The organism is Roseovarius sp. D22-M7 (assembly GCF_037083785.1).
Taxonomy (GTDB): Bacteria; Pseudomonadota; Alphaproteobacteria; order Rhodobacterales; family Rhodobacteraceae; genus Roseovarius.
On record NZ_JBAPKY010000041.1, the window covers coordinates 1 to 25190 of the forward strand.

Consider the following 25190-nt stretch of genomic DNA (forward strand, 5'->3'; position numbering starts at 1 on the left):
AAATAATACCGAACAGTCGAGACCGGCGGGAAATCCTTCGGCAGGAGCGACCAGGCGCACCCGGCGGCAGCAAGATACTGGATCGCGTCCCAGACACGGCGCACGTTAACCGTTCGCGGACGCCCCAGCCTGTTCGGGCCGGGCAGACGCGGGCCAATGACGGCCCACTCCGCATCCGGCAAATCGCTTGGATATCGCGTCGCCGTGCGCATATGCTGTTCGCGGGTGAGTTCGGTCCAGGCCATCGTGATCTCCGTTCAGCTTCGACACCTGAACAGAACCACAACCTGCTGAATTCACTCAACTCATTTCCGATCAGGCTCTTATGGTCTGGACTCATAGCCAGTAGATGACGGTTGCGGCGAGTGCGATTGCTGAGAGGAAGACCTTCGGGCATCGGTCGTAGCGTGTCGCGACACGTCGCCAGTCCTTGAGCCTTCCGAACATGATCTCGATCCGGTTGCGCCGCTTGTACCGGCGCTTGTCGTGTTTCACGGTCGTCTTGCGCTGCTTGCGGCCTGGTATACAGGCGCGTATCCCTTTGTCTTCCAACGCTTCTCTGAACCAGTCGGCGTCATAGCCGCGGTCCCCGAGCAGCCAGTCGACATCCGGCAGGCTGCTCAGCAACGCCCGCGCGCCGATGTAGTCGCTGACATGTCCGGCGGTAACGAAAAGGCTGATCGGCCGTCCCTGGCTGTCGCAAATGGCATGCAGCCTGGTGTTCATGCCGCCTTTGGTGCGCCCGATCAGGCGCCCGCGCCCCCCGTTTTCACGCCCATGCTGGTCGCGGTCCGGTGTGCCTCGAGATAGGTCGCGTCGATCATGACGGTCTTCTCTTCGCGGTGTTCGGCGGCCAGGCCGGCCATGATCCGGGCAAAGACGCCCTTGTCACTCCATCGCTTCCATCGATTGTAGAGCGTCTTGTGCGGACCGTATTCCGCAGGCGCATCGCGCCAACGTAAGCCATTGCGATTGATGAAAATGATTCCGCTCAGAACCCTGCGGTCATCGACCCTCGGCTTGCCGTGGGACTTTGGGAAACAGGGCTCCAGACGCGCCATTTGCGCATCGCTCAACCAGAAANCGGCTTGCCGTGGGACTTTGGGAAACAGGGCTCCAGACGCGCCATTTGCGCATCGCTCAACCAGAAAAGATCAGACATGACACCGCTCCGTTTTCGGTGCCGTGAATCACGCAGCGCGCCTGAAATCAATGGGTCCAGACCCTAGGCGGGATTGGTTTCAGCGGAGACTACCCGGATCGGCGGTCAGCCTTGTCAGGCCCACTCGCTCGCTGGGCGGTGACGGAACCTTGGCAAGTGGCTTACGTGCCCGAAACGGACGACCGGCACTGCCTTTATCGCGAAAACGTCCGCAAGTTCGGGTGCTGGACAGGCATGGCGGCTCCTACCCTTGCCCGGGACACTTGCCTGGCTAGCCCGTCGCGTCGCGCGTCACGCGATGGTGACGGATCGTCGCGGCTTTTTGCAAAATCTTAATGATTTAGCTGCCCGGCGCCGCACCTCGCGTTAACGCTTGGTCGCCATGCTGGGTGGCAGGTGTGAGAAGGGGGTCGGGTCATGGGCTGGCATTTGAGAACGCGCAAGGATCAGGTCCGCTTTACCGCGGTGATCACGGTCATCGTCCTGGCGCTTACCCTGGTGCTGCGGGTGGTGCTGCTGCCCGATCTCGCGGCGCGGTCGCTGGTGCCAGAGATGGTGATCGCGGTGATGATCGCGGTGCCGATTACCTGGGTCGTCGGTCAGAAGCTGCGCGAGGCGCAGGATCGCAGCGCGCAGCTGGAACATGCGCTGGATTACGATCTGTTGACCGGGGTGCACACGCGCGCCAGCTTCTACCGGCGGATTGCCGAGGATGTCGACAGCCCGTGCGCGGTGATCGTGGTGGATATCGACGAGTTCAAGGCGTTCAACGACCGGCACGGGCATTTCGCCGGCGACCAGGCGCTACGGCAATTCGCGACGATCCTGACCAGCAATTGTCGGCGCGCCGATATCGTGGCGCGTTTCGGGGGTGAGGAATTCGTGATCGCGCTGCGCGGCGCCGATCTCGAGGCCGGGCGCGTGGTGGCCGAACGTCTGGCGCTGCGGGTGCGGACAAGTCCGATCTTCTGTGGCGAGCGCAACCTGAAGCTGACGGCGTGCTTTGGCGTCTCTGCGGTGCCCCCGGGAGGCGACGTGGAGGCGGCGCTGCAAGAAGCCGATCGCGCACTTTATCGCGCCAAGAGCACCGGTCGGGACCGCGCGCTGGTCCACGACCCGACGCGCGACAGCGTCACAACTCGGCCTGCGCGCGCGGCCTCGTAGCGCGGGGTTTCGGCAAGGTCGGAAAGGCGTCGCCGCGCTTGCCGCCCGGGCGCGACCGAATGCGCGACCCTCATATCCGCAGGAAGGGCTGCGCGAGGCGCGGGATCATCGCACGGAATCGCAGCGGCGCGTCGGTCGCGGCAAGACAGATGCAATCGGCCCCGATATCGGCGACCGGCGTGTGGTCGAGATCCTCGTTGGCGACCTCTATGTCGCCGGGGCCGAAGTGATCCACCTCGTCCACGAAGGCGCCCTGAAGCACGAGCGTAAGTTCCGTTCCGCGATGGCCGTGATCGGGCACGGCTGCCCCTGCCGGAATATAGAGAAGTCGCGCGGTCGCGTCTCGGGCGGTGGGCAGGACGGCCTGCTTCACGCCCATCCCGACATGCCGCCAGCGCACGGCGTCGAGCCCGCCGCCGATATAGTCGTGAATCGGTGCCGGCAGGACGTCGGACCTCGTGCGCGGTGCCGGCTTTGCGTCGCGAGGACCGCCCGCCCGGATGCGCGCCATGGTCGCCGCGAAGGTGTCCTCGGACACATCCTCTGCTTCGGTCTGTTCAATCAACGCGCCGCCGACGCTGTCGAACGACCCGAGCCGCGCGCGGCATTCGTCGCACATCGACACATGCGCGGCCACGGTCAGGCTAAACGCCTCGGGCAGCGTTCCTGCCGAATAGGCCATCAGCAGCGGATCGGTCAGGTGATGCTTTATCTCGGGTCTGATGTTTGTCATGGCTGTCACTTCATTTCGTGGCGCAGACGGTCGAGCGCCAGTCTGATACGCGATTTTATCGTGCCGAGCGGCAGCCCGGTCTGTTCGGCGATCTCGGAATGGCTGAGATCGCCGAAATAGGCCTTCTCGATCAGGACACGCTGTTTTTCCGGCAGGGCCGCGATGGCCGTGCCCAGCTGGTCGCTTTCCTGTTGCAGCGCCAGTACATCGGCTTGATCGGGTTCTGGATCCTGCCCCCAGGGCAGATCCTCTGGTTCAGGGCGCTTCTGGCGGCGCAGGGCGTCGATCTTGCGGTTACGCGCGATGGTGAAGATCCATGTCGCGGCGGTGGCGCGGGACGGATCGAAAAGATGCGCCTTCTGCCACAGCGTCGCCATCACCTCTTGCGTGGTCTCTTCCGCCTGCGCGGCGTCAGAGCCCGAGCGCATGAGGAAACCTTTGACGCGCGGCGCGAAATGCGCGAAGAGCCGGGCAAATGCCCGTTCATCCCCGTCATCCCTTATGAGAGCAATGCACGCCACCCAATCCTCGTTTTCCGTTTCGCGTCTCTCGTTCGTCGTTGTCACGTCCGCCAATCCTGCCGCACCCGTTGCTTTCGACCCGTGTGGTATCACGCATCGCAACGCCGGGCGATAGGCCTAGTGCGCTCCTGATCATGCAAGTTACGCGCCAAGGATGCGATCGGATCATATTGCGTGAGGAAATCTCTTTCTAATCCGCTGACGCTTCGGTGCCGTAAAAACAACAAAACAAGCAGACAGGTACCAATCCACATGCCATTCGAAACGAACGCCTGCGCCCGCAGGAGGATCGCCGTGATCGGTGCGGGGATCTCCGGCATGGGCGCGGCAGAGCGTCTTGCGGCCTCGCATGATATCGTCCTCTTTGAGGCAGAGCCGCGTCTTGGCGGTCATGCGCGCACCATTGTGGCCGGCAAGCATGGCGACCGGCCGGTCGATACCGGGTTCATCGTGTTCAACTACGCGACCTATCCCCACCTCACCGCGCTGTTCGAGCGGCTGGACGTGCCGGTGGTGCGCAGCACCATGAGCTTCGGCGCGTCGATCCGCGGTGGCGCGCTGGAATATGGGCTGGACGGGGCGGCGGCATTCTTCGCGCAGAAGCGCAACGTGCTCAACCCGCGCTTCCTGACAATGTTGCGCGACATCTTCCGCTTCAATTCGGGCGCGCTGGATGCGGCGCGCGAGCCGGGGCTGACCATCGGCGAGCTGACCCGCAAGATGCGGCTGGGCCGGTATTTCCGCGACTATTACCTGCAGCCCTTTTCGGGCGCGATCTGGTCCACCCCGGTCGAGAAGATCTTCGATTTTCCTGCGTTGTCGATGGTGCAGTTCTTCAAGAACCACGGTCTGCTGGGCTATGATGAGCAGCACCAGTGGTACACCGTCGATGGTGGATCGGTGTCCTATGTCAGCCGGCTGGAACAGGTGATGCGCGCCAAGGGCGTGGATGTCCGGACCCCCGCGCCGGTGGCCGGCATCGTGCGCTGCCACGACGGCGTCAAGGTGCGCGCAGAGGGCGCCGAGTGGGAGATGTTCGACGAGGTCGTTATCGCCGCGCATGGCGACGACGCGCTGCGGCTGCTGAGCGATGCCGACGAGACCGAGCGCGCCGATCTAGGCGCGATCAAATACCAGCCCAACGACATCACCCTGCATGCCGACCCGTCGGTCATGCCGCGGCGCCGTGCGGTCTGGTCGTCGTGGAACTACACCGAGGCGCGCGTGAAGCGCAGCGGGCAGATCGACCTGACCTACTGGATGAACAGCCTGCAGCCGATCCCCCACGACGATCCGCATTTCGTCACCCTCAACACCACGCGACCCATCCGCGAGGAGCTGATCTACGACCAGACGACGCTGCGCCACCCGGTCTACGATCTCGCCGCCCTGGAGGCGCGCGACCGGCTGAAGGCCGCCAATGGCCGACGCAACACGTGGTTCTGCGGCGCGTGGATGCGCCACGGCTTTCACGAGGATGGGCTGTCGAGCGGGCTGGACGTCGCCGAGGCGATCATCGCGCGCGACGCTCTCGCAATGGCGGCGGAATGAGCCGCGTCGACCATATCGCCGGCCACACCTGGCACGGGCGCAAGGGCGCGGTCGAGAATGCCTTCCGTTACGGCATCGATTACGTGATGCTGGATGCCGAGGCCGAGGTGAGCGCGCCGCGCCTCTTCGGGCGCAACCGCCGCGGGCTGGTCGGGATCCGAGATCTCGATCACGGCGGCGCGCCCGGTGCGGGGCGGGGCGCCGCTTGGGTGCGCGAGGTGCTGCGCGTCCGCGAGCTGCCGGACCCTGCGCGGATCGAGCTTCTGGCGCAGCCGCGCATGCTGGGGCACGTGTTCAACCCGGTCTCGTTCTGGATCTGTCGCGACGCGGACGAGGATGTGCGCGTCATCATCGCCGAGGTCGGCAACACCTATGGCGGGCGGCATTCCTACCTGTGCCACCGCGACGACCTTGCGCCGATCACAGCCGAAGACCGGATCAACGCCGCAAAGATCTTTTACGTCTCGCCCTTCCAGCAGATCGACGGCGGGTACGAGTTCCGCTTCGACCTGCGGGATGACCGGATCGGGATCTGGATCGATTACACCGGCGGCGAGGGCCGGCTGATCGCCACGCTCGTGGGCGCGCGGAAGCGTCTTACCACGCGCGGCCTGATCGCCGCCTTCCTGCGCCGGCCCTTCGGATCGCGCCGGGTGCTGGCGCTGATCCACTGGCAGGCGCTGAAGCTGTGGTGGAAGGGCGCCACCTTCCGCCCCCCCGAGCCGTCCCCCGCAAAGGAGGTCAGCCGATGAGCACTGTCGACACCGCACCGCGCGCCGGACTTGCGCCGCGCCTGCCCGGGTTCGCCGTCTTCGGCGCGCTGATCGCCTCGGCGGGGCTGCCGATATATATTCACGCGCCGAAATTCTACGTCGACGAATATGGCGTGTCGCTAGCCGCCCTTGGCACGATGCTGGGCGTGCTGCGCCTGCTGGACGTGGTGCAGGACCCGGCGCTGGGTCGGCTGAGCGCGTATCTGAAAGCGCATCGCGCCGCCAGCGTATGGGTGGCGGTGGTGCTGATGGCCGGCGCGATGCTGGGGCTGTTCGCGGTCACCCCGCCGATCGCGCCACTCTGGTGGTTTGCCGCGATGTTGACACTGGTCTTCTCCAGCTTCAGCTATTTGACGATCTGCTTTTACGCCCAAGGTGTGGCCAGCGCCGCGCATCTGCCCGGCAACGGCCACCTGCAACTGGCGCGCTGGCGCGAGACCGGCGCGCTGATCGGCATCTGCGCGGCCGCTGTCGCGCCGACCGCTTTGGGCGGGTATGCCGGTTTCGCGGTGGCCTTCGCGTGTCTCGCCGCGGTGGCGGTGCTGCTGATGGCCGACCAGTGGCGGGCGACGGATGTGCCCGCGGGCACCGGCTTTGGCGTGGTGCTGCGCGACCGCGTGGCGCGGAAGCTTCTGGTGGTGGCGTTGTTCAACGCGGCGCCGGTCGCCGTCACCTCGACGCTGTTTCTGTTCTTCGTGGAAAGCCGCCTTCAGGCGCCGGGATGGGAGGGGCCGTTCCTTCTGATCTTCTTTCTCTCGGCTGCGCTTGCCGCACCGCTCTGGGGGCGGCTGGCCGAAAGCTTCGGCGCCAAGCGGGTGCTGCTGGGCGCGATGGTGCTGGCGATCGGCGTCTTCGCCTGGGCGGTGATGCTGGGCGCCGGCGATCTGGTGGCGTTCGGCGTGATCTGTGTGCTGTCGGGGGCCGCCGTGGGCGCCGACATGACGCTGCTGCCCGCGCTCTTCGCGCGGCGCATGTCCGAGATCTCGCCCGGCGCGGCCGAGGGGTTCGGCCTGTGGTCCTTCGTGTCTAAATTCACCCTCGCGCTTGCGGCGGTCAGCCTGCTGCCGCTGTTGCAGTCCGGCGGCTTCGATCCCGGCGAAAGCAACGACGCCGACGCGCTGTGGCTGCTCAGCCTGCTTTACGGCGGCTTGCCCTGCCTGCTGAAACTTGCGGCCATCGCGCTTTTGGCCCGGACACCGATCGATGAAAAGGACCGAGCATGACCGCTTTGGCGTACATGCTGCTGGGGGCCGCGATCGTGCTGGGGCTGTTTCTGATCCTGGCGCGGGTCGCGAGCTTTGCCGCGCAGCGCCCCGAGGATTACGCCGGCACCGGGCCGGCCTTCGATCTGCGCACGCATCTCGACGGACCGATCCGCTGCGAGGGCGTAATCTACGGCCCGTTGGGGCGGGTCGCGTCGCGCTTCACCGGCGACTTCGAGGGCCGCTGGGACGGCAATCGCGGCGTGATGACCGAGCATTTCCAGTATGACAGCGGCAACACGCAGGATCGCGAATGGCGGCTGGAACTGGGCAATGACGGGCAGGTCCGCGCCGAGGCCGACGACCTGGTGGGCACCGGGTCGGGCAGGCAAAGCGGCGCGAGCCTGCGCCTGTGCTACAATATCCGCCTGCCGAAAGAGGCCGGCGGGCACGTGCTGAGCGTGACCGACTGGATGTATGTCACGCCCGGCGGGGTGGTGGTCAATCGCAGCCAGTTCCGCAAGTTCGGGATCAAGGTCGCGGAACTGGTGGCGACATTGCAAAAGGTGAAGGCATGACCGACTGGACGGGCAAACGCTACTGGCTGGTGGGCGCCAGCGAGGGTCTGGGTGCGGCCCTGGCGCAGCGGCTCAGCGCCGCGGGGGCCGAGGTGATCGTCTCGGCGCGCAATGCCGACCGGCTGGCCGAGGTCGTGGCGGATCTGCCGGGCCCGGCCCGCGCCGTGCCGGTGGATGTCACCGACGACGAGAGCGTAGCTCAGGCCGCCGGGGCGGTGGGCGAAATCGACGGAATGGTATACCTCGCCGGGGTGTACTGGCCGCAACCATCGACCAGGTGGACGCCGGCCGAGGTGACCGCGATGGCGGATGTGAATTTCACCGGCGCGGTGCGCGTGCTGGGCGCGATCATCCCCGGTATGGTCGCGCGCGACACGGGCCATATCGTGCTCACCGGGTCGCTGTCGGGGTTCCGCGGCCTGCCCGGCGCCATCGGCTATGCCTCGTCCAAGGCCGGGGTGATGCATCTGGCCGAATCGATGCGCGCGGATCTATGGCGCACGGGCGTGCGCGTGCAGCTGGCCAATCCTGGTTTCATCAAGACGCGGCTGACCGACAAGAACGATTTTCACATGCCGTTCCTGATGCAGCCCGACGAGGCCGCGGGCGAGATGTTCGCGCTGATGGACGACGAACGCGCGTTCCAGCGCCATTTCCCGCGGCTTTTCAGCTATGTCTTCCGGCTGTCGCGGTTCCTGCCCGACTGGGCCTATTACCGCATCTTCGCCTGAGGTCGTCGCAAAGGGTCTCTGCCAGCAGGGAAATCTGTGGCATGATCGCGGACAAAGGGAGAGCGCCCCATGCTGGACATCACCGTGAACAAGATCGCGCAGGTCGTGCTGATGGCGCGCGAATTGCGCCGCGCCGAAGGCGAATTGTGCGCCTTCATCGACCGGATGACCGAAGAGGAACAGGCAAGCCTGGTGGCCGTCATGTGGATCGGGCGCGGCACCTTCGAGGCCGAGGAATACGACGAGGCGCGGCGCACCGCCTATGAGGAGGCGACGACGCCCTGCGCGGACTACCTGCTGGGCACCCCGCATTTGTCGGACCACCTGGAGAACGGGCTGGATGCGCTGGGGCTGTCGGCCTCCGAGGATGAGGATGACCTGATCCGGGGTGGGTGAGCGGTAAGGCGGGCCTTTGGGCGATGGTGCTGCGGCCTGCGGCCGCGTATCGCGCCGGGGCAGCAGTATGCGGGTCGTCACCCAGCCCCTCTGTCGGACTGGTGGCCGAGGGCGCCAAGAACCTTCCTACCCCTCCTGAATGCTTTCCAGATAGGCCAGCAGTGCTGCGAGCGGGCGCGGCGTCGGCGTCAGCACGCCGTCGCCCACATCGACCGGCACGGTGTCGCCTTCCAGCAGCGCGCCGAATTCCGGCATCTCCTGGCCGGGCAGGTTGGCACGGTCATAGCCATCGATCACCGACAGCACATGCGCGCGGGGAAACCTTCCGTCCCGGTCCAGCTGCGTGAGATCGGCGGGCGGCGGCCTCAGGCCTTCAGCCCAGGGCCCGTTGCCCTTTCCCGATGCTCCGTGACACTGCGCACAGTTCTCGGCGAAGATCGCCGCGCCCTCGGCGGCGTCGGGCATGTCGCGCGTGGCGACCGTGTGCGCGCAGGCCGCAAGCGCCGCCGCCGTCAGAACCAGAACTGTCCGCATGTTTTCCGCCTTTCCTTTTCAGGGAAGGCTAGCAAGCCCGGCAGGGCCCCGCAATGATCCAGATCAGGCCAGTTCCTCGGCCAGCGCGCGGTCGATCAGCGCCACGGTTTCGTCCACGCCGTAAAGGGCGATGAACCCGCCAAAGCGCGGGCCCTGGCTTGCCCCCAGCAGCACCTCGTAGAGCGCCTTGAACCAGTCGCGAAGCGGGTCGAACCGGTCGCGCCCGACGTCGTAGACGATGGATTGCAGTGTCTCGTCATCGACCGGGCCGTCATGGGCGGCCAGCCGGTCGCGCAGCTCGGTCAGCGCCTCGCGTTCCGGGTCCGTGGGCGCACGGTAATGCTTGGCCGGGGCGACGAAATCCTCGTAATAGCGCACCGCGTAGCCGGCCGCCGCGTCGAGATCGGGATGCGTCTCGGGGCTGGCCTCGGGGGCGTAGCGGCGGATGAACCCCCAGAGCGTGGCCTTGTCATGCGCCGCCGAGACCGAGGCGAGGTTCAGCAGCATCGAGAACGGCACGACCATGCGGCTTTCGGGGACGTCGCCCTCGTGGATATGCCAGACCGGGTTGTTCAGCCGCTGCGTGGCGTCCTGCCCGGGAAAGGCGCGCAATTGCTGGTGATATTCATCGACCGCGCGCGGTATTACGTCGAAATGCAGCTTCTTGGCGGTCTTGGGTTTCTGGTACATGAAATAGGACAGGGATTCCGTCGCCGCATAGCTCAGCCATTCATCGATCGAGATGCCGTTTCCGGACGATTTCGAGATCTTCTGACCGTTCGCATCGAGGAACAGCTCGTAAGTGAAATGCTCGGGCGCGCGCCCGCCAAGCGCCTTGCAGATGCCGTCATAGATCGGCGTGTTGGTCGAATGGTCCTTGCCGTACATTTCGAAATCCACGCCGAGCGCGGCCCAGCGGGCACCGAAATCTGGCTTCCATTGCAGCTTCACGTTGCCGCCCGTGACCGGCAGCGTCCATTCGCGCCCGTCCTCGTCGTCGAAGGTGATGGTGGCCTCGCGCGGGTTCACCTCCTTCATCGGCACGTAAAGCACGCGCCCGGTCTCGGGGTGGAGCGGCAGGAAGATCGAATAGGTCTGCTGGCGTTCGGCGCGCAGCGATTTCAGCATGATCTTCATGATCTCGTCATAGCGCTCGGTGGCGCGGCGCAGCACGTCGTCGAACCGCCCCGAGCGGTAGAAATCGGTGGCGCTGATGAACTCGTACTCGAACCCGAACGTGTCGAGGAAGCGCCGCAGCATGGCGTTGTTATGCGCCCCGAAGCTTTCATGCGTGCCGAACGGGTCGGGTACGTCGGTCAGCGGTTTCTGCAGATGCGGCTGCAACTGCGCGGGATCGGGCACGTTGCCCGGCACCTTGCGCATCCCGTCGAGATCGTCGGAAAAACAGATCAGGCGGGTGGGAATGTCGCTGATCAGCTCGAAGGCGCGGCGGATCATCGTGGTGCGCAGCACCTCGCCGAAGGTGCCGATATGCGGCAGGCCCGACGGGCCATAGCCCGTCTCGAACAGGACATGCCCCTTTTCGGGCGGGCCCTTCTCGAAGCGTTTCAGCACGCGGCGCGCCTCTTCAAAAGGCCAGGCTTTCGAATTCATCGCGGCATCGCGCAGATCGGACATCGGATCGTCTCCATCGGGGCCGGACGAAACCGCCGGCGGGGCTGCCCGGTTCCTATTGCCGAGGCGTGCAAAGGTCAATATTCTGCACCGCAACATGCCTCGTCCCGAAAGGCCCGCAATGACCGATCAGCTACCCCACCCGCTGACTCCGCAGGATTGTCTCGTGGCGATGATGATCGCCATCGCGGCCTCGGACGAGGACATGCGCACCGCCGAACTGGTGAAGATCGAAAGCACGATCAACAACCTGCCGGTCTTCGCGGCCTACGATCTCGACCGGTTGAAGACCATGTCGCAGACGGTGTTCGACCTGTTCAGCGTCGAGGACGGGCTCGACGCGCTGTTCGGCCTGATCCGAGAGAACCTGCCCGAACGCCTTTACGAGACCGCCTATGCGCTGGCTTGCGATGTGGCCGCAGCCGACGGGTCGATCAACGAGCGCGAATTGCGCCTGCTGGAAGAGATGCGCCACGAGCTCGATCTCGACCGGCTGCACGCCGCGGCGATCGAGCGCGGGGCGCGGGCGCGACACCTGACCGTGTAACGCGCGGGCGATTGCCCCTCGCACATCGGGGCGATCTCTCCTATACCCGGCGCAGACCAGACGGGGAGTGTTGCCATGACCGCGGAATTGTCGCCCATCGACACGGCCAAGTACGTGGCCGCGAAACGCGCGGTCGATTTCGTCGAGCACGGGATGCGCGTCGGGCTCGGCACCGGCAGCACCGCCGCCTACATGGTCCGCGCCCTTGGTGACCTCGTGCGCGACGAGGGGCTGCGCATCCGTGCCGTGCCGACTTCGACCCGCACCGCCGATCTGGCGCGCGAGATGGGGATCGAGGTGATCACCCTCGACGAGGCGGGCTGGCTGGACCTGACCATCGACGGGGCCGACGAGGTCGACGGCAATCTCGACCTGATCAAGGGCGGCGGCGGCGCGCTGCTGCACGAGAAGATCGTCGCGGCGGCGTCCGAGCGGATGGTGGTGATCGCCGATATCGGCAAGGAGGTGGCCACGCTGGGCGCGTTCCCGTTGCCCGTCGAGGTGATCCCGTTCGGCTGGAAGAGCACGCAGGCGCAGATCGAGGAGATGCTGATCAACATGGACGTGCTGGCGCGCGACACTGCGCGGCGAATGACCGGCGACAGCCCCTTCGTGACCGACGAGGGCAATTACATCCTCGACCTGAGTCTCGCGCGGATCGGCGACGCGCACCGTCTGTCGATGGCCCTCAACCAGGTGCCGGGGGTGGTCGAGAACGGGCTGTTCCTCGATACCTGCGACGTCGTGGTGCTGGGCCATGGCGACGGCCGGGTCGAGACCCGTGACATCAATGCCGGCACCATCCAGGAAGACCGGCTCGAGGTCATGGAGACCGAGAATCTTTTCACCGATCTGGGCAACTGACGCGAGGGGGCAGGTATGGCATTCGACTACGATCTTTTCGTGATCGGCGGCGGCTCCGGCGGGGTGCGCGCGGCGCGCGTGGCCGCCCAGGGGGGCGCCCGCGTGGCGCTGGCCGAGGAAAGCCGCTATGGCGGCACTTGCGTGATCCGCGGCTGCGTCCCGAAAAAGCTGATGGTCTTCGCCAGCGAGTTCCGCGGCGCGATGACCGACGCGCAGGCCTATGGCTGGACGGTCGAGGCCGGCGGCTTCGACTGGCCCGCGTTCAGGACCAAGCTGCATGCCGAGCTTGACTGGCTGGAGAACGTCTATCGCGGCAACCTGCACAAGGCCGGGGTCGAGACCTACGAGTCCCGCGCGCGGCTGGTGGATCCGCATACCGTGGAACTGGCCGACGGCACCCGGGTGAGTGCCGCGCATATCCTGATCGCCACCGGCGGCTGGCCGGTCAAGCCCGATCTGCCGGGCGCCGAGCATGCCATCACCTCGAACGAGATCTTCCATCTCGACCGCCTACCGAAATCCATGCTGATCGTCGGCGGCGGCTATATCGCCTGCGAGTTCGCCTGCATTCTCAACGGGCTGGGCGTCGAGGTGACGCAGTTCTACCGCGGCGCGCAGATCCTGCGCGGCTTCGACGACGAGGCGCGGGGGCTGGTGTCGGACGAGATGATCGCGTCGGGCGTCAACCTGCATCTCGGCACCAATATAGAGGCGATGGAAGAGGGCGACGGCGGCTACCGCGTCACCGCCACCAACGGCACCAAGGCCACGTTCGAGACGGTCATGTTCGCCACCGGGCGCGCGCCCAACACGCAGCAGATGGGGTTGGAGGAGGCCGGCGTGACGCTTGGCCGCAACGGCGAGATCGTCGTCGATCAATACAGCCAGACCGGCGTGCCGTCGATCTATGCCATCGGCGACGTGACCGACCGCGTCAACCTGACCCCGGTTGCGATCCGCGAGGGCATGGCCTTCGTCGAGACGGTGTTCAAGGGCAACCCCACACCCGTCGATCACGAGCTGATCCCGACCGCGATCTTCACCCAGCCCGAAATGGGCACCATCGGGCTGAGCGAGGACGCCGCCCGCGCGCAAGAGCCCGTGGATGTCTATACAACGTCCTTCCGGCCGATGCATACCGCGTTTGCGGACCGGCCCGACCGCGTGCTGATGAAACTGATCGTCAGCCGCGCGAGCCGCCGCGTGCTGGGCTGTCACATCGTGGCCCCGGGTGCCGGCGAGATGATCCAACTGGCCGGCATCGCGGTCAAGATGGGCGCGACCAAAGAGGACTTCGACCGCACCGTCGCGGTGCACCCGACGATGTCCGAGGAACTTGTCACACTGAAAACACCCGTCGATGCGGCTTGATTTTTGATCCTTGCTCTACACGTTAAGCAGGGATTGGCGTGCGACGCGAATGAAAGAGGAAAGTACACGAATGGCTGGAAATTCTGGCGGCCCATGGGGCGGCGGCAACAATGGCGGCGGCGGTGATCGCGGTCCCAAAGGGGGCGGCGGGCGTCGTCCGCCCGAAGGCGGACCCCAAATCCCCGAAATCGACGACCTGATCCGTAAGGGGCAGGATCGTCTGCGCGTGCTGATGGGCGGCCGTGGCGGCAACGGCTCCGGCGGCGGTGCGGGTGGCGGCGGCGAAGGGCCGCAATTCGGCCGCGGAACCATCGGTCTCGCGGCGCTGGGTGCCTTCGCGGTCTGGATCTTCGCGAGCGTCTACACCGTGAAGCCCGAGGAACAATCGGTCGAGCTGTTTCTCGGCTCGTTTTCCAGCATCGGCGAGCCCGGTCTGAACTTTGCGCCATGGCCGCTGGTCACCGCCGAGGTCGTCAACGTCACCTCCGAGCGGACCGAGCAAATCGGCCGCAGCGGCGGCGGGCGCGACGAGGGTCTGATGCTGACCACCGACGCCAATATCGTCAATATCGACTTCCAGGTGGTCTGGAACGTTGCGGATCCTGCGAAGCTTCTGTTCAACATCCGCGATCCGCAATTGACCGTGCAGGCGGCGTCCGAATCGGTGATGCGCGAGATCATCGCGGCCTCGAATCTCGGGCCGATCCTCAACCGGGATCGGGGCATCATCGCCGATACCGCGCGTGAAGACATCCAGGCGACGCTGAACGAATACGAAAGCGGCATCAACATAGTGCGGGTGAACCTCGACACGGCCGACCCGCCGCAAGAGGTGATCGACTCCTTCCGCGAGGTGCAGGCCGCCGAGCAGGAGCGTGACAGGCTGCAGCGTCAGGCGGATGCCTATGCCAACCGCGTCCTGGCCGAGGCCCGTGGTGAGGCCGCGCAGATACTCGAACAGTCCGAAGGCTACCGCGCCCGCGTCGTCAACGAGGCGCGCGGTGATGCAAGCCGCTTCAGTTCGGTCCTGAGCGAATACTCGAACGCCCCCGAGGTGACGCGCAAGCGTCTCTACCTCGAAACGATGGAAGAGGTGCTTGGCGATATCGACAAGACCATCCTCGACGAGTCGATCGCCGGCGGCGAAGGCGGCAACAACGTCGTGCCATATCTTCCGCTGAACGAACTGAATCGCAACCGCACGAGCTCGACCGATAGCGGCAGCGGCTCGAACTCGGGCAGCAACAGCTCCAACTCGCAGGGAAACTGATACAATGAGCAACAAGATGAAGCTTATAATCCCGGCCGTTGTGGTGCTGCTGTTCATCGGGCTGTCCTCGATCTTTGTCGTGGACGAGCGTGAGCGGGTGCTGGTGCTGCAATTCGGCCAGATCAAGCAGGTCAAGGCCGAGCCGGGCCTCGCGTTCAAGATACCGTTCATCCAGGAGGTGGTGCGCTACGACGCCCGGATCCTGTCACTGGATACCGACGTGATCGAGGTCACGCCGTCGGATGACCGCCGCCTCGTGGTCGACGCCTTCACCCGCTACCGCATCCGTGACGTGGTGCAGTTCCGGCAGGCTGTCGGTGTCGGGGGGGTGCAGACCGCCGAGGACCGGCTGTCGTCGATCCTCAACGCGCAGATTCGCGAGGTTCTGGGTGCCGATCAGGTGACGTCGAACACCATCCTGTCGCAGGAACGCCGGTCGCTGATGACACGTATTCGCGACAATGCGCAAGCCAGCGCCGAGGGGCTGGGCCTCGAGGTGGTGGACGTGCGTCTGAAGAAGACCAACCTGCCCGATCAGAACCTCGAGGCGACCTTCGCGCGGATGCGCGCCGAGCGGAACCGCGAGGCCGCCGACGAGATCGCCCGCGGTAACGAGGCCGCGCAGCGTGTGCGCGCGCTCGCCGACCGGACGGTGACCGAGACCATTTCGGATGCCGAACGCGAGGCGCAGGTCGTCCGAGGCGAGGCCGATGCCGAGCGTAACCGGATCTATGCCGACGCCTATGGCGCCGATCCCGAATTCTTCGCGTTCTACCGGTCGCTGGAGGCCTATCAGAGGGCGCTCAGGGGCGGGAATTCGTCGATGGTGATGACGCCGGACAGCGAATTCTTCGATTACCTGCGTTCGGCCAATCCCGACCAATGATCGAGACGGCGCTTCTGGCCCTCGGGCTTGTACTGATTGTCGAGGGGCTGGTGTATGCACTGGCCCCTTCGCTTATCGACCAGATGCTTGCGGCGCTCGCCGCCATCCCGCCCGAGGCGCGGCGGCTGGTCGGGCTGCTGGCGCTGATCATCGGGCTGGTGCTGGTCTGGGCCGCCAAGACGCTTGGCGCGTGATCGGCTCTTGATTTTCGCGCCGCGTCGTCATCACATCGAAGTCATCTGACCGTGTGCTCTTTGCGATCGCCCGCGGACCACCTACATCGCATTCAGACGGCGGCATCGTGCCGCGCTCATTGCGATACACCAAAGGAGACATCCAAGTGACACTCCCGATGACATCCGCAACCAGATCCGCACCGACCCCCTATCTCCGTGCGCTCTGGTTGATGGCGCTGACCGTGGGCCTGATGCTGGCCCAGGCGGTCGCCGCGCAAAACCGTCCCGAAAGCTTTTCCGACCTGGCCGAAGAGATCAGTCCGGCGGTGGTCAACATCACCACCGCGACCGTGGTGGAACGGGGCGCCGGCCCCATGCCGATGGTGCCCGAGGGCTCGCCCTTCGAGGAGTTCTTCGAGCAGTTCCGCGATCGCATGCCCCAAGGGAACGGGGGCGAACGCTCGCGCCGCTCCTCGGCGCTCGGCTCGGGTTTCGTGATTTCCGAGGACGGTCTCGTGGTGACCAACAACCACGTGATCGAGAAGGCCGACGAGATCGAGGTCGAGTTCTTCAACGGCGACACCCTCGCAGCCGAGGTCGTGGGCGTCGATCCCAAGACCGACATCGCCCTTCTGCGGGTCCAGACCGACAAGGCACTGCCCTTCGTCAAGTTCGGCGACAGCGACACCGCCGAGGTCGGCGACTGGGTTCTGGCCATGGGCAACCCGCTGGGGCAGGGCTTTTCGCTGTCCGCGGGCATCGTGTCGGCGCGCAACCGGGCGCTGTCGGGCACCTATGACGACTACATCCAGACCGACGCCGCGATCAACCGCGGCAATTCCGGCGGGCCGCTCTTCAACCTCGATGGCGAGGTCGTGGGCGTGAACACCGCGATCCTCAGCCCCACCGGCGGCTCGATCGGCATCGGCTTTTCGATGGCCTCGAACGTCGTCAAGCGGGTGGTCGACCAGCTCGAGCAATACGGCGAGACGCGCCGCGGCTGGCTGGGTGTGCGCATCCAGGACGTGACCGATGACGTGGCCGAGGCCATGGGCCTCGAAGAGGCGCGCGGCGCGCTGGTGACCGACGTGCCCGACGGCCCCGCCGAAAAGGCCGGGATGCGCGCCGGTGACGTGATCCTGTCCTTCGACGGGCACGAGGTGTCCGACACCCGCGAACTGGTGCGCCGCGTCGGCAATACCGAGGTCGGAAAGACCGTGCGCGTGATCGTCAACCGCGAGGGCAAGACGCAGACCCTCAAGGTGACGCTGGGCCGCCGCGAGGTCGCCGAGGGCGCCGTGCCGGCCGGGCAGCAGAACCAGCAAGAGCAGTCCGGCCCGGAGAAGATGGACATGTTCGGCCTGTCGATCCGGCCGCTCAATGACGAGCTGCGCGCGCAGCTTGAAGTGGGGCCCGACGCGTCCGGCCTCGTGGTCACGGATGTCGACGAGCTGTCGGCGGCCTATGAAAAGGGCGTCCGCGCCGGTGACCTGATCACCGAGGCGGGCCAGAAGCAGGTCGCGACGCTTGGAGGTCTCGAAGACCGCATTGCCGAGGCCCGCGAAGCCGGCCGCAAGTCGATCCTGCTGCTGGTGCGTCGCGCCGGCGAGCCCCGCTTTGTGGCGCTGCCGCTCGAAGACGAGTGATCTGGTTCGGCCAAGCCGATCAGCAAAAGGGCGCTCCATCGGGGCGCCCTTCTTCATGGGGCGCCGTGGACGGATCTTCTTGCACCCGCGGACCAAGGGCGAGCGCCGGACCGCCGGCACGGGGTCCAGACACGGCCCCTTGCAAGATGCTCAGCCGAGGTGATCGACCACCTGCAGATGCTGCGCGAGCCGTCCGACCTCGGACAGGTAGCGCGCGACCAGCGCGGGGTCGTGCGGCGCGGCGGTAACGCCCGGCGCGATCTCGCCCGACAGCACCGATTCGACCGCCAGCGATAGCGGGATCGACACCAGCCGCGCCATCGCCGTGCCATCCGCGTCGCCCCAGGCGTCCATCACGTAGGTCTGGTGCCAGACGGTCTTTCCGCCGCGATCTGCCTTCAGATCGACGCACAGCACCACGCGGTCGGCCTCGCCGGGGCCGTAGGCATTGTCCCGCCAGAACTGGTCCGACATCTCCTTCAGCCGGGCCTCGCCCGAGTCGCCCTGCAACGTCTCGATCTCGGCAAAGACGTCTTTCCACGCCTCCGACCAACCGCCCAAGCGCAGCGTGCCGCGCACGAAATCGCGGACCTTCCAGTCGGGATCGAAGCCGTATTCGGCCATGAAGGGGATGGAATCGCGGTTCGGGTAGACCTCGAAACTCTCAGGGCTTGGCAGCGGCGCCTCGTAGCTTGAGAGCGCATCCCACGGCCGCGCGACGTTGAATTCCTCGAAGTCCCGGATCGACCGCGAGGGCGAGCGCAGAGCCTTCAGCACGCCCAGCGGCGACCAGCTGAACTTGTAGCGGAAGGGGTTGGGGATCTTCGGCACACCGCCGCAATACGAGGTGAAGGACAGGTCGTTTTCGGGGTCAAAGGCGTCCGAGGCGCGGTACGCGGCGACAAGGTGATGCGCCATCAGGTGATCGATGCCGGGGTCGAGCCCGATCTCGTTCACGAAGCACAGCGCCTTGTCGCGGGCCGCCGAACCCAGCGCGCGCATCTCGGGCGCAATGTACGACGACGACACGAAATGCGCGCGGCGGGCGAGGCACATCTCGGCCAGCGGCACGTGCCAGTCGCCGGGCAGCATCGACACCACTACGTCGCCCGACCGCAGCGCGCCGTCGAGCGCGCCGGGATCGAAGGCGTGGATGGCCTCGGTCAGGTCACCGACCGCCGCGCGGGCCTTGTCCACGGAGCGGTTCCACACCGTCACGTCATGGCCCGCCGCGATCAGCCGGCGCAGGCCGGGAATGGCCGACAGGCCGGTGCCGCACCAATGGATTGTCATCTCTCAGACCTCCTTCACATGGGTTTCGAATGTCGCCGCGGCGCGGGCCCAGACGCCCGCGTCCAGCCGGTCGAGCGTCAGCAGAGACGGCAGAAGCTGGTCCGCGTAATCGTGCGAGGATTCCACCGGCAAAAGCGATGGAAGGTTGTCGATCGCCATCACGTCCATCGGCGGGCTGTCATGTACCCGCCGCACGGGGGCCGCCCAGGTGGTGGCCGCGTCGTAGACCGGCACCGGGTTGTAGTCGCTGTCGGGGTCGCAGGCGACATCGCCGATCACCGTCAGCCGCCGTGGCGCGTCGAGCGCGGATTTCGGCACGAAAACCGGCGTGCCGGGCCGCGCGAAGATGCAGTTGAGAAAGATGTCGTGATCGAGGATCTCGGGGAACGGCCCGCCCGAGGCGGTCTCGGCCATGTCCCAGCGGATCACCGGTACGCTCATCGCTTCGCACAGATCGGCGGCCCCGGTGCCCACCCGGCCCAGCGCGCCGATCACGATCGCCGTGGGGGGCGCATTGCCCTCCAGCCCTGCGGCAAGATCGTCCAGCAAGGCCTCGCGCCCGGTATAGCGCTCCACCGGCGGACAGATCCCGCCCCGTGCTTGGGCCGCCCATGCCATGAGCGACACCGCGGCCCCCGCAAAGCCCGCCCAGTAGCCGAAGGCGGCAACGCGGCGCCCGGTCTCGTCCACGAGGTATTCCAGGTCGTAAAGCGTACCGCCCCCGGCACGGAACCGCGCCAGCAGCCGGCGCCCGGCATGCTGGCCCTTGAAGGCATGGCCGAACATGATGTGCCGATGCCGCAAGGGCGTGCCATCCTCGGGCAATTCCTTCAGGCCGAAGATGATGGCGTCGGCGGGCGCCGCGGGCCAGGTGTTCTCCGGCGCGATCTCGCAGCCCGCCGCGATGTAGCCGTCTATCGGGATGGCGCGGTTGCGGCTCTCTTCCACCGTCACGCGGATGCCGTGGGCGATCAGCCGTGCCGCGCCGTCGGGGGTCAGCCCGACGCGGTCCTCGTTGTGGCGCTGTTCGGCCCGGACCCACAGATGCGTCATGCCGCCCCCTCAGGCCATGCCGTCGGCGATGACCCGCGCCACCGACGGGCGGGCGTTCATCGCCTCGAGAAAGGCGGTGATCCTGGGGAATTCGGCCACGCGCACCCCGTCGCCCTCAAGCCAGCCGCAGGCGACGTAGAGGCAGGGATCGGCCAGCGACAGCGTCTCGCCCAGCACGTAAGGCCCGGTCAGCACGTGGCTCTCGACGTGGTGCGCGCTGTCGGTCATGGTTTCGGCCACTTTGGCCTTCATGTCGGCGATCGCGCCTTCGGTGTCGGCCCAGCGACTGCCGCGCGGTCCGTGGGCGTGGTTCACATGCATGGTCGACGCGATGTAGTACATCGCCGCGCGCATCTGGCCGGCGGCGAAGGCATCCGCGGGGCGCAGCCCGGCCTCGGGCGCGATATCGGCTATGTATTCAAGGATTGCGCCGGTCTCGGTCAGGATGCCCTGATGGGTGACCAACGCGGGCACGCGGCCCTTGGGGTTGATGACGTGGTAGTCGGGCTTGGTCTGCTCGGCGGTCCTGAAATTCACGCGCACCGGCTCGAAATCGAGGCCGGCCTCGTGAAGCGTGATCGCCGCGGCGGTGGCGATGGTGCCCTTGGCATAATAGAGTTTCATGACGGCTAGCTCCTTTGCCTCAGATGAATGTCCGGGCATGCGCCCGGTCGGGAAGGTCGAGATGCGGGGTGGCGTTGAACGTGCCCAGCATCAGCGTGTCATGGGCGTGGTCCATCCGGTGCAGCGAGCTGTTCATCACCTGCAGCATGACCTTCGACATGCTGGGGATGTCGAGGCCCAGCGTATGGCGCATCACCAGCCCGATCACCCCGCCCGAGGTGACGATCAGCTTGCGCCCGGGCAGGTGGCGGGCCTCGTCGACAAGGCCGGTGATCCGGGTCGTGAACTGCTCGAAGGTCTCGGGCACGTCGGCCAGCTCGCCGCGGGCCCAGTGCCCCATCACCTGCGGCAGGTAGCGCGCGTATTCGTTGGCATCGACCGGGGCGGGAATGCCGTGCAACGTCTCGGCGGATTTGGCGATGGCGAAATAGCTCAGCTCGTTGAGGCGGTCGTCGCGCTCGGTAATGGTGTAACCCATGTTGGTCGCGGTGCCGGTCTGCCGGTGCAGCGTGCCGGTGATCACGTGGTCGAAATGCGGGTTGGTCTGCGCGAAATGCGCGCCCAGCCATTCGGCCTGCTGCGCGCCGAGGCGCGACAGCCGGTCATACCCCGCCTCGTCGGTCGCGTGGCGGTTGGCTTGCCCGTGCCGCACCAGGATAAGCTCTGACAAGACCCGTCTCCTCTTGTGGTCGCGCGCAGCGTAGCGCCCCGCAGCGGGGGGTGAAAGACGGGACGGGCAAATAAACCGCGCCGCCTGCGCGGACATTGCCGCGGGCGCGGTCTGCGGGCTGGCCAAGGAGAGCGCGCGCGCTATCCTCCAGTCAAAAGGAGAGTTCTTTCATGACCACGCAAACCGAAGTGTTGTACAACGCCCGCTGCCCGGTCTGCCGCGCCGAGATCGAGCATTACCAAGGCTATGCCGAGGCGCAGCGTCTGCCGATCGCGTTTCACGACCTCAATGCCGATGATCTCGACCGCTGGGGCGTGGACGCGGATGCGGCGGCCAAGCGCCTGCATGTGCGTCAAGACGGTCGCGTTCTGTCCGGTGTCGCGGCATTCCTCGCCCTCTGGCGGGCGATGCCGCGCTACGCCTGGCTGGCGCGGATCGTGTCGTTGCCGGGGCTGCGGCATGCCGCCGGCCTGATCTACGAGCGGATCCTCGCACCGCGCCTCTACGCCCGGCACCTCGCGCGCGAAGGCCGTGCGCCCCGCGATGTCACGCCGTGACGGCATTCTTGAGATCTTAACATTCGGGGCGCATGCTAGGGACATGACAGAGCCTTATCCAAACTATTCCCGGGCGGAACGGCTGGCCGATGGCGCCATCCATGTCGCGGGCTTCATCTCGGCGGTGACCGGCGTGTCGGTGATGTTCGCGATGTGGGCGCTGCGGATGGACGGGGTGACGCTGGCCTCGACCATCGTCTACTCGGCCGCCCTCCTGCTGATGCTCGGGGCGTCGGGGGCCTATCACCTCTACGCGCATACCGTGGCGCGGCCGATCCTGCGGCGCCTCGATCATGCCGCGATCTATGTCAAGATCGCGGGCACCTTCACCCCGCTCAGCGTATTCCTGGGCACGGCCTTCGGCTATGTGATCCTCGCCCTCGTCTGGGTTCTGGCCCTGTTCGGGGCGGTAACGAAGATCATGGCGAAGCCCGGGCAGATCAACGGCGGATGGCTGCCCTACGTGGCGCTCGGCTGGATCGGGATCGCGCTGTTTATCCCGTTGATCGCCATCGTGCCGGTCGCCAGCCTCGTGCTCTTCCTGGCGGGCGGTCTGACCTACATGGCCGGCGTGATCTTCTACGCGTGGGAAAGCCTGCGATTCGCCAACGCGATCTGGCACGGCTTCGTCGCCGTGGCCAGCGCCTGTTTCTTCATGGGCATCGCGACGGCACTTTCCGCCGGGTTGTGACGGATCACGCGGCGCGCCAGTCAGCGCCTGTCGAGCCTCAGCCGCGAGAAAAGTTCTGCATTGCGACAGTAATCCGGTGTCTTTTCAGCCGATTCGGTGCGGTCCAGCCACTGTGCGCAGCCATCGGCCGAGGCGCAGCCGGTGCAGGCCAGAACCGCATCGCTCAACTCGTCGGGGCGCATCGCGCCGGCCATAATCCGCTCTTCCAGATCGAGGCCTTGGATATTCGCCATCCGGTCCACCAGATCGGCGTGATGTTTCAGGGTCGCGCGATTTTGCATGCCATCTCTCCTTTGTCTCGAAGATGACCTTGCAAGCCGTGCCGCCGCGCCGCCTTGATCTGCGTCAAAAACGCGGCGCGGCGCGCATGGCGTCACAATCCCGCCGCAACCTGCCGCACGATTGCGACGCGGTCGGCATTGGGCGGATGGGTGCCCAGGAAACGGTTGCCCGGATCGGGGATCTGCGTGAAGAAATCCACCCCGCGCAGCGGATCATATCCGGACCGGTGCGTGACCACCGTGCCCAGCGCGTCCGCTTCGAGCTCGAAGCGCTTGGAATAGCTGCGCGCGCCCACGCCCGCGCCGATATCCACCGCCTGGTCGACCACGCCCTGGCTCGCACCGCTCAAGGAGGCCAGCCCGCCGAGAAGTATCGCGCCGGCGGCCGCGTTCTGCTGCTGGCGCGGGATATGCCCCTCGATATGATGCGCGGCCTCGTGGCCCATCACGAAGGCCAGTTCGTCGGCGTTGCGCACCGCGGCGATCATCGGCAGCGTGAAGGCGATGATCGGCCGCCCAGAACGATCCAGCGTCTGGTAGGCGTTGATCTGCTGGCCGGGGCGGTCATCCACCACGATGCGGAAATCGCAATTGCTGCGCGGCGCGCGGTTGCGACACTCGCGCTCCGCCACCGGCTCCACGCGGCGCATCACGGTCAGGAATCGCTGCACCTCGGCGCGGGTCGGCATCTCGGGCGTTGCGCGCGCGGCCTGCCGCTGCTGGGGTGCGGGCCCGGTCGTCGCGACACAGCCGGTCAGCACCACCAGTCCGAGAATGTAGATCCAGCGCATCGCGTGCTTCCCCCCGTGCTTGCCGTTCTCCCCGTTCTAGCAGGCTTTCACGTACGAAAAAGCTCTTTCCGGCGCGGAGCGCGCCCCCTTGCAAAGACCCGCCATGCGTTTAGGCTGGCAGGCATGTTTTCGATCGAGCACGATTTCGACGCCACCGTGATCACCCTCGTGGACGAGGGGCCGGCGCCGCTGGGCGAGGACGTGATCGTCAACGCCTTCGAGGAGTGCGTCACCGTCGAGCAATACGATCCGCGCACCGACAGCGTTCTGCGGATCACGCTGTCGCCCACGCAGTTGCGCGATCTGGGCGCGGCGCTGGACCTGCCCGAGGGCGTCTATGCCCACCGGCCGCGCAAGCCTTAAAGCCGGTCGAGCAATTCCGCGGCGGCGACCGCCGGCGTGATGTCGCCGCGCGCCACGCGGGCGGCGTAATCCTCCATCGCGGCGCGGGCCTGGGGCGTGTCGAGCCGTGCCAGCAGCGCGTGCCGCACCTCCTCGCCGAACCAGTAGCGCGCCTGCGCCGCCCGGCGCGCGGCGAAATGGCCATGCGCGCAGCGCCACTCGATCAACGTCGTCATCTCGTCCCAGGCGGGGCGCAGCCCCTCGTTCTGCAGCGCCGAGACGCAGGTCGCCTTGGGAAAACCCTCGGGGTCCTGTGGCCGCTTGCGCAACAGCCGCAGCGCGCCGGCATAATCCGAACAGGTCCGCATCGCCGCCGGTTTCAGATCGCCATCGGCCTTGTTGACGAGGATGATGTCGGCCATTTCCATGATACCGCGCTTGACGCCCTGCAATTCGTCGCCGCCCGCCGGCGCCAGCAGCAGCGCGAAGAGATCCGACATCTCGGCGACCACCGTCTCGGACTGGCCGACGCCCACCGTCTCGATCAGCACCACGTCGAACCCGGCGGACTCGCACAGGGTCACTGTCTCGCGGGTGCGCCGCGCGACGCCGCCCAGGTGCGAGCGGCTGGGCGAGGGCCGGATGAAGGCGTTGGGATCGCGGCTGAGCAGATCCATCCGCGTCTTGTCGCCGAGGATCGAGCCGCCCGACCGTGCCGAGCTGGGATCGACGGCCAGCACCGCCACGCGCAACCCGTCGCCGGTCAGCATCAGGCCGAAGGTCTCGATGAAGGTGGATTTGCCCACGCCGGGCGTCCCGGACAGGCCGACGCGGATCGCCTCGCGCCCGGTATCCTTCAGCGCCTCCATCAGGCCGGATGCCTGGGCACGGTGATCGGCGCGCCCGCTTTCGATCAGGGTGATCGCCCTTGCCAGCGCCCGGCGATCGCCGGAGACGATCCGCTTGCTCAGCTCTTCGATATCCATGCGCTCACCAGGTTGCCTATCTCACGGCGACCTTCATGCCTTGGGACGCGCGCGAATGTCCAGACCGGGCCGCCCGGCGCCTTGTCCAAGACGGCCCGCCTGCGGCGGTCGCAGGAGTTTCGAGTATTTTTGGAAAGATGAAATCGAGGTGCCTGCGCGCCG

At 66.4% G+C, this 25190-nt stretch carries 30 protein-coding genes; 17 read left to right on the top strand and 13 right to left on the bottom strand.

The genetic code is table 11. The features are described from left to right. Both V8324_RS15740 and V8324_RS15745 read right to left on the bottom strand, forming a co-directional pair. On the bottom strand, positions 1 to 245 hold a 245-nt coding region (locus tag V8324_RS15740; RefSeq protein ID WP_336420881.1), incomplete at its 3' end, for a transposase. Between the two features lie 91 nt (positions 246 to 336). Then, positions 337 to 1061 (bottom strand): IS5 family transposase gene (locus V8324_RS15745; protein ID WP_336420882.1). Its coding sequence is split into 2 segments (ribosomal slippage): positions 337 to 771 and positions 774 to 1061, totalling 723 coding nucleotides; the frame shifts between segments, so codons are not numbered across the junction. A gap of 518 nt (positions 1062 to 1579) precedes the next feature. On the opposite strand from V8324_RS15745, the gene V8324_RS15750 reads away from it, so the two are divergent. After that, the gene (locus V8324_RS15750; protein WP_336420883.1) at positions 1580 to 2326 is read left to right on the top strand and encodes a GGDEF domain-containing protein; all 747 of its coding nucleotides are present in this window, start codon (positions 1580 to 1582) and stop codon (positions 2324 to 2326) included. 70 nt (positions 2327 to 2396) lie between these two features. Here the strand turns inward: V8324_RS15750 and V8324_RS15755 are convergent, their stop codons facing one another. Then, positions 2397 to 3059, bottom strand: a complete 663-nt coding sequence (locus tag V8324_RS15755; RefSeq protein ID WP_336420884.1) for a ChrR family anti-sigma-E factor — start codon at positions 3057 to 3059, stop codon at positions 2397 to 2399. Positions 3060 to 3064: 5 nt separating this feature from the next. After that, a complete protein-coding gene (locus V8324_RS15760; protein WP_336420885.1) occupies positions 3065 to 3625 on the bottom strand; it encodes a sigma-70 family RNA polymerase sigma factor in 561 nt (186 codons plus the stop codon). A 207-nt stretch (positions 3626 to 3832) separates the two neighbouring features. Between V8324_RS15760 and V8324_RS15765 the strand changes: the two genes are divergently transcribed. From V8324_RS15765 to V8324_RS15790, 6 genes are all read left to right on the top strand, one after another. Further along, on the top strand, positions 3833 to 5131 hold the full coding sequence (locus V8324_RS15765) for an NAD(P)/FAD-dependent oxidoreductase (protein WP_336420886.1): 1299 nt from the start codon (positions 3833 to 3835) through the stop codon (positions 5129 to 5131). Next, complete coding sequence (locus V8324_RS15770; protein ID WP_336420887.1) at positions 5128 to 5883, top strand: DUF1365 domain-containing protein; 756 nt, start codon at positions 5128 to 5130, stop codon at positions 5881 to 5883. Before V8324_RS15765 ends, V8324_RS15770 begins: the two co-directional genes overlap by 4 nt. Beyond that, complete coding sequence (locus tag V8324_RS15775) at positions 5880 to 7127, top strand: MFS transporter (protein WP_336420888.1); 1248 nt, start codon at positions 5880 to 5882, stop codon at positions 7125 to 7127. The genes V8324_RS15770 and V8324_RS15775 overlap by 4 nt, the downstream gene beginning before the upstream one ends. After that, positions 7124 to 7684, top strand: a complete 561-nt coding sequence (locus tag V8324_RS15780; RefSeq protein WP_336420889.1) for a DUF3833 domain-containing protein — start codon at positions 7124 to 7126, stop codon at positions 7682 to 7684. Before V8324_RS15775 ends, V8324_RS15780 begins: the two co-directional genes overlap by 4 nt. Beyond that, entirely contained in the window at positions 7681 to 8415 is a 735-nt protein-coding gene (locus V8324_RS15785) for an SDR family NAD(P)-dependent oxidoreductase (protein ID WP_336420890.1), read from the top strand. Before V8324_RS15780 ends, V8324_RS15785 begins: the two co-directional genes overlap by 4 nt. 69 nt (positions 8416 to 8484) lie before the next feature. After that, positions 8485 to 8811: a DUF3775 domain-containing protein gene (locus V8324_RS15790; RefSeq protein WP_336420891.1), complete on the top strand. Its 327-nt coding sequence runs from the start codon at positions 8485 to 8487 to the stop codon at positions 8809 to 8811. A gap of 126 nt (positions 8812 to 8937) precedes the next feature. On the opposite strand, the gene V8324_RS15795 is transcribed toward V8324_RS15790, so the two are convergent. Beyond that, positions 8938 to 9345 (bottom strand): c-type cytochrome, encoded by a 408-nt coding sequence (locus tag V8324_RS15795; protein WP_336420892.1) that lies wholly within the window; start codon positions 9343 to 9345, stop codon positions 8938 to 8940. A 63-nt stretch (positions 9346 to 9408) separates the two neighbouring features. Beyond that, positions 9409 to 10983, bottom strand: coding sequence for a lysine--tRNA ligase (locus V8324_RS15800; protein ID WP_336420893.1), 1575 nt, complete (start codon positions 10981 to 10983; stop codon positions 9409 to 9411). A 118-nt stretch (positions 10984 to 11101) separates the two neighbouring features. Between V8324_RS15800 and V8324_RS15805 the strand changes: the two genes are divergently transcribed. The 7 genes from V8324_RS15805 (at position 11102) to V8324_RS15835 (ending at position 17740) form a co-directional block, all read left to right on the top strand. Continuing rightward, the gene (locus tag V8324_RS15805) at positions 11102 to 11527 is read left to right on the top strand and encodes a tellurite resistance TerB family protein (protein WP_336420894.1); all 426 of its coding nucleotides are present in this window, start codon (positions 11102 to 11104) and stop codon (positions 11525 to 11527) included. A 75-nt stretch (positions 11528 to 11602) separates the two neighbouring features. Further along, the gene (gene rpiA, locus V8324_RS15810; RefSeq protein ID WP_336420895.1) at positions 11603 to 12391 is read left to right on the top strand and encodes a ribose-5-phosphate isomerase RpiA; all 789 of its coding nucleotides are present in this window, start codon (positions 11603 to 11605) and stop codon (positions 12389 to 12391) included. A gap of 15 nt (positions 12392 to 12406) precedes the next feature. Beyond that, positions 12407 to 13762 carry a glutathione-disulfide reductase gene (gene gor / locus V8324_RS15815; protein ID WP_336420896.1) on the top strand — a complete coding sequence of 452 codons (1356 nt, stop codon included), beginning with the start codon at positions 12407 to 12409 and terminating at the stop codon, positions 13760 to 13762. A 70-nt stretch (positions 13763 to 13832) separates the two neighbouring features. Beyond that, positions 13833 to 15032, top strand: a complete 1200-nt coding sequence (hflK, locus tag V8324_RS15820) for an FtsH protease activity modulator HflK (protein WP_336420897.1) — start codon at positions 13833 to 13835, stop codon at positions 15030 to 15032. A gap of 16 nt (positions 15033 to 15048) precedes the next feature. Continuing rightward, positions 15049 to 15918, top strand: a complete 870-nt coding sequence (hflC, locus tag V8324_RS15825; protein ID WP_336420898.1) for a protease modulator HflC — start codon at positions 15049 to 15051, stop codon at positions 15916 to 15918. Further along, positions 15915 to 16112, top strand: coding sequence for a DUF2065 domain-containing protein (locus V8324_RS15830; RefSeq protein WP_336420899.1), 198 nt, complete (start codon positions 15915 to 15917; stop codon positions 16110 to 16112). Before hflC ends, V8324_RS15830 begins: the two co-directional genes overlap by 4 nt. A 158-nt stretch (positions 16113 to 16270) precedes the next feature. Then, complete coding sequence (locus tag V8324_RS15835; protein WP_336420917.1) at positions 16271 to 17740, top strand: DegQ family serine endoprotease; 1470 nt, start codon at positions 16271 to 16273, stop codon at positions 17738 to 17740. Between the two features lie 150 nt (positions 17741 to 17890). On the opposite strand, the gene V8324_RS15840 is transcribed toward V8324_RS15835, so the two are convergent. From V8324_RS15840 to V8324_RS15855, 4 genes are read right to left on the bottom strand one after another with little or no spacing between them, the layout of a single operon-like run. Then, positions 17891 to 19033, bottom strand: coding sequence for a saccharopine dehydrogenase family protein (locus V8324_RS15840; protein WP_336420900.1), 1143 nt, complete (start codon positions 19031 to 19033; stop codon positions 17891 to 17893). Between the two features lie 3 nt (positions 19034 to 19036). Then, positions 19037 to 20086: a saccharopine dehydrogenase gene (locus tag V8324_RS15845; protein ID WP_336420901.1), complete on the bottom strand. Its 1050-nt coding sequence runs from the start codon at positions 20084 to 20086 to the stop codon at positions 19037 to 19039. 9 nt (positions 20087 to 20095) lie between these two features. Then, entirely contained in the window at positions 20096 to 20710 is a 615-nt protein-coding gene (locus V8324_RS15850; protein WP_336420902.1) for a glutathione S-transferase family protein, read from the bottom strand. Positions 20711 to 20729: 19 nt separating this feature from the next. Then, positions 20730 to 21380, bottom strand: coding sequence for a histidine phosphatase family protein (locus V8324_RS15855; RefSeq protein ID WP_336420903.1), 651 nt, complete (start codon positions 21378 to 21380; stop codon positions 20730 to 20732). Between the two features lie 170 nt (positions 21381 to 21550). Between V8324_RS15855 and V8324_RS15860 the strand changes: the two genes are divergently transcribed. Then, positions 21551 to 21937, top strand: coding sequence for a thiol-disulfide oxidoreductase DCC family protein (locus tag V8324_RS15860; protein WP_336420904.1), 387 nt, complete (start codon positions 21551 to 21553; stop codon positions 21935 to 21937). A 43-nt stretch (positions 21938 to 21980) separates the two neighbouring features. Next, positions 21981 to 22628 carry a PAQR family membrane homeostasis protein TrhA gene (gene trhA, locus V8324_RS15865; RefSeq protein WP_336420905.1) on the top strand — a complete coding sequence of 216 codons (648 nt, stop codon included), beginning with the start codon at positions 21981 to 21983 and terminating at the stop codon, positions 22626 to 22628. Positions 22629 to 22648: 20 nt separating this feature from the next. On the opposite strand, the gene V8324_RS15870 is transcribed toward trhA, so the two are convergent. Then, entirely contained in the window at positions 22649 to 22909 is a 261-nt protein-coding gene (locus V8324_RS15870) for a DUF6455 family protein (RefSeq protein ID WP_336420906.1), read from the bottom strand. A 92-nt stretch (positions 22910 to 23001) separates the two neighbouring features. Next, positions 23002 to 23700 carry a M48 family metallopeptidase gene (locus V8324_RS15875; protein ID WP_336420907.1) on the bottom strand — a complete coding sequence of 233 codons (699 nt, stop codon included), beginning with the start codon at positions 23698 to 23700 and terminating at the stop codon, positions 23002 to 23004. 123 nt (positions 23701 to 23823) lie between these two features. Between V8324_RS15875 and V8324_RS15880 the strand changes: the two genes are divergently transcribed. Continuing rightward, entirely contained in the window at positions 23824 to 24063 is a 240-nt protein-coding gene (locus V8324_RS15880) for a hypothetical protein (RefSeq protein WP_336420908.1), read from the top strand. Here V8324_RS15880 and meaB read toward each other — a convergent pair. Further along, positions 24060 to 25028, bottom strand: coding sequence for a methylmalonyl Co-A mutase-associated GTPase MeaB (gene meaB / locus V8324_RS15885; protein ID WP_336420909.1), 969 nt, complete (start codon positions 25026 to 25028; stop codon positions 24060 to 24062). The two genes, V8324_RS15880 and meaB, sit on opposite strands and share 4 nt — an antisense overlap. Positions 25029 to 25190 lie beyond the last annotated feature (162 nt).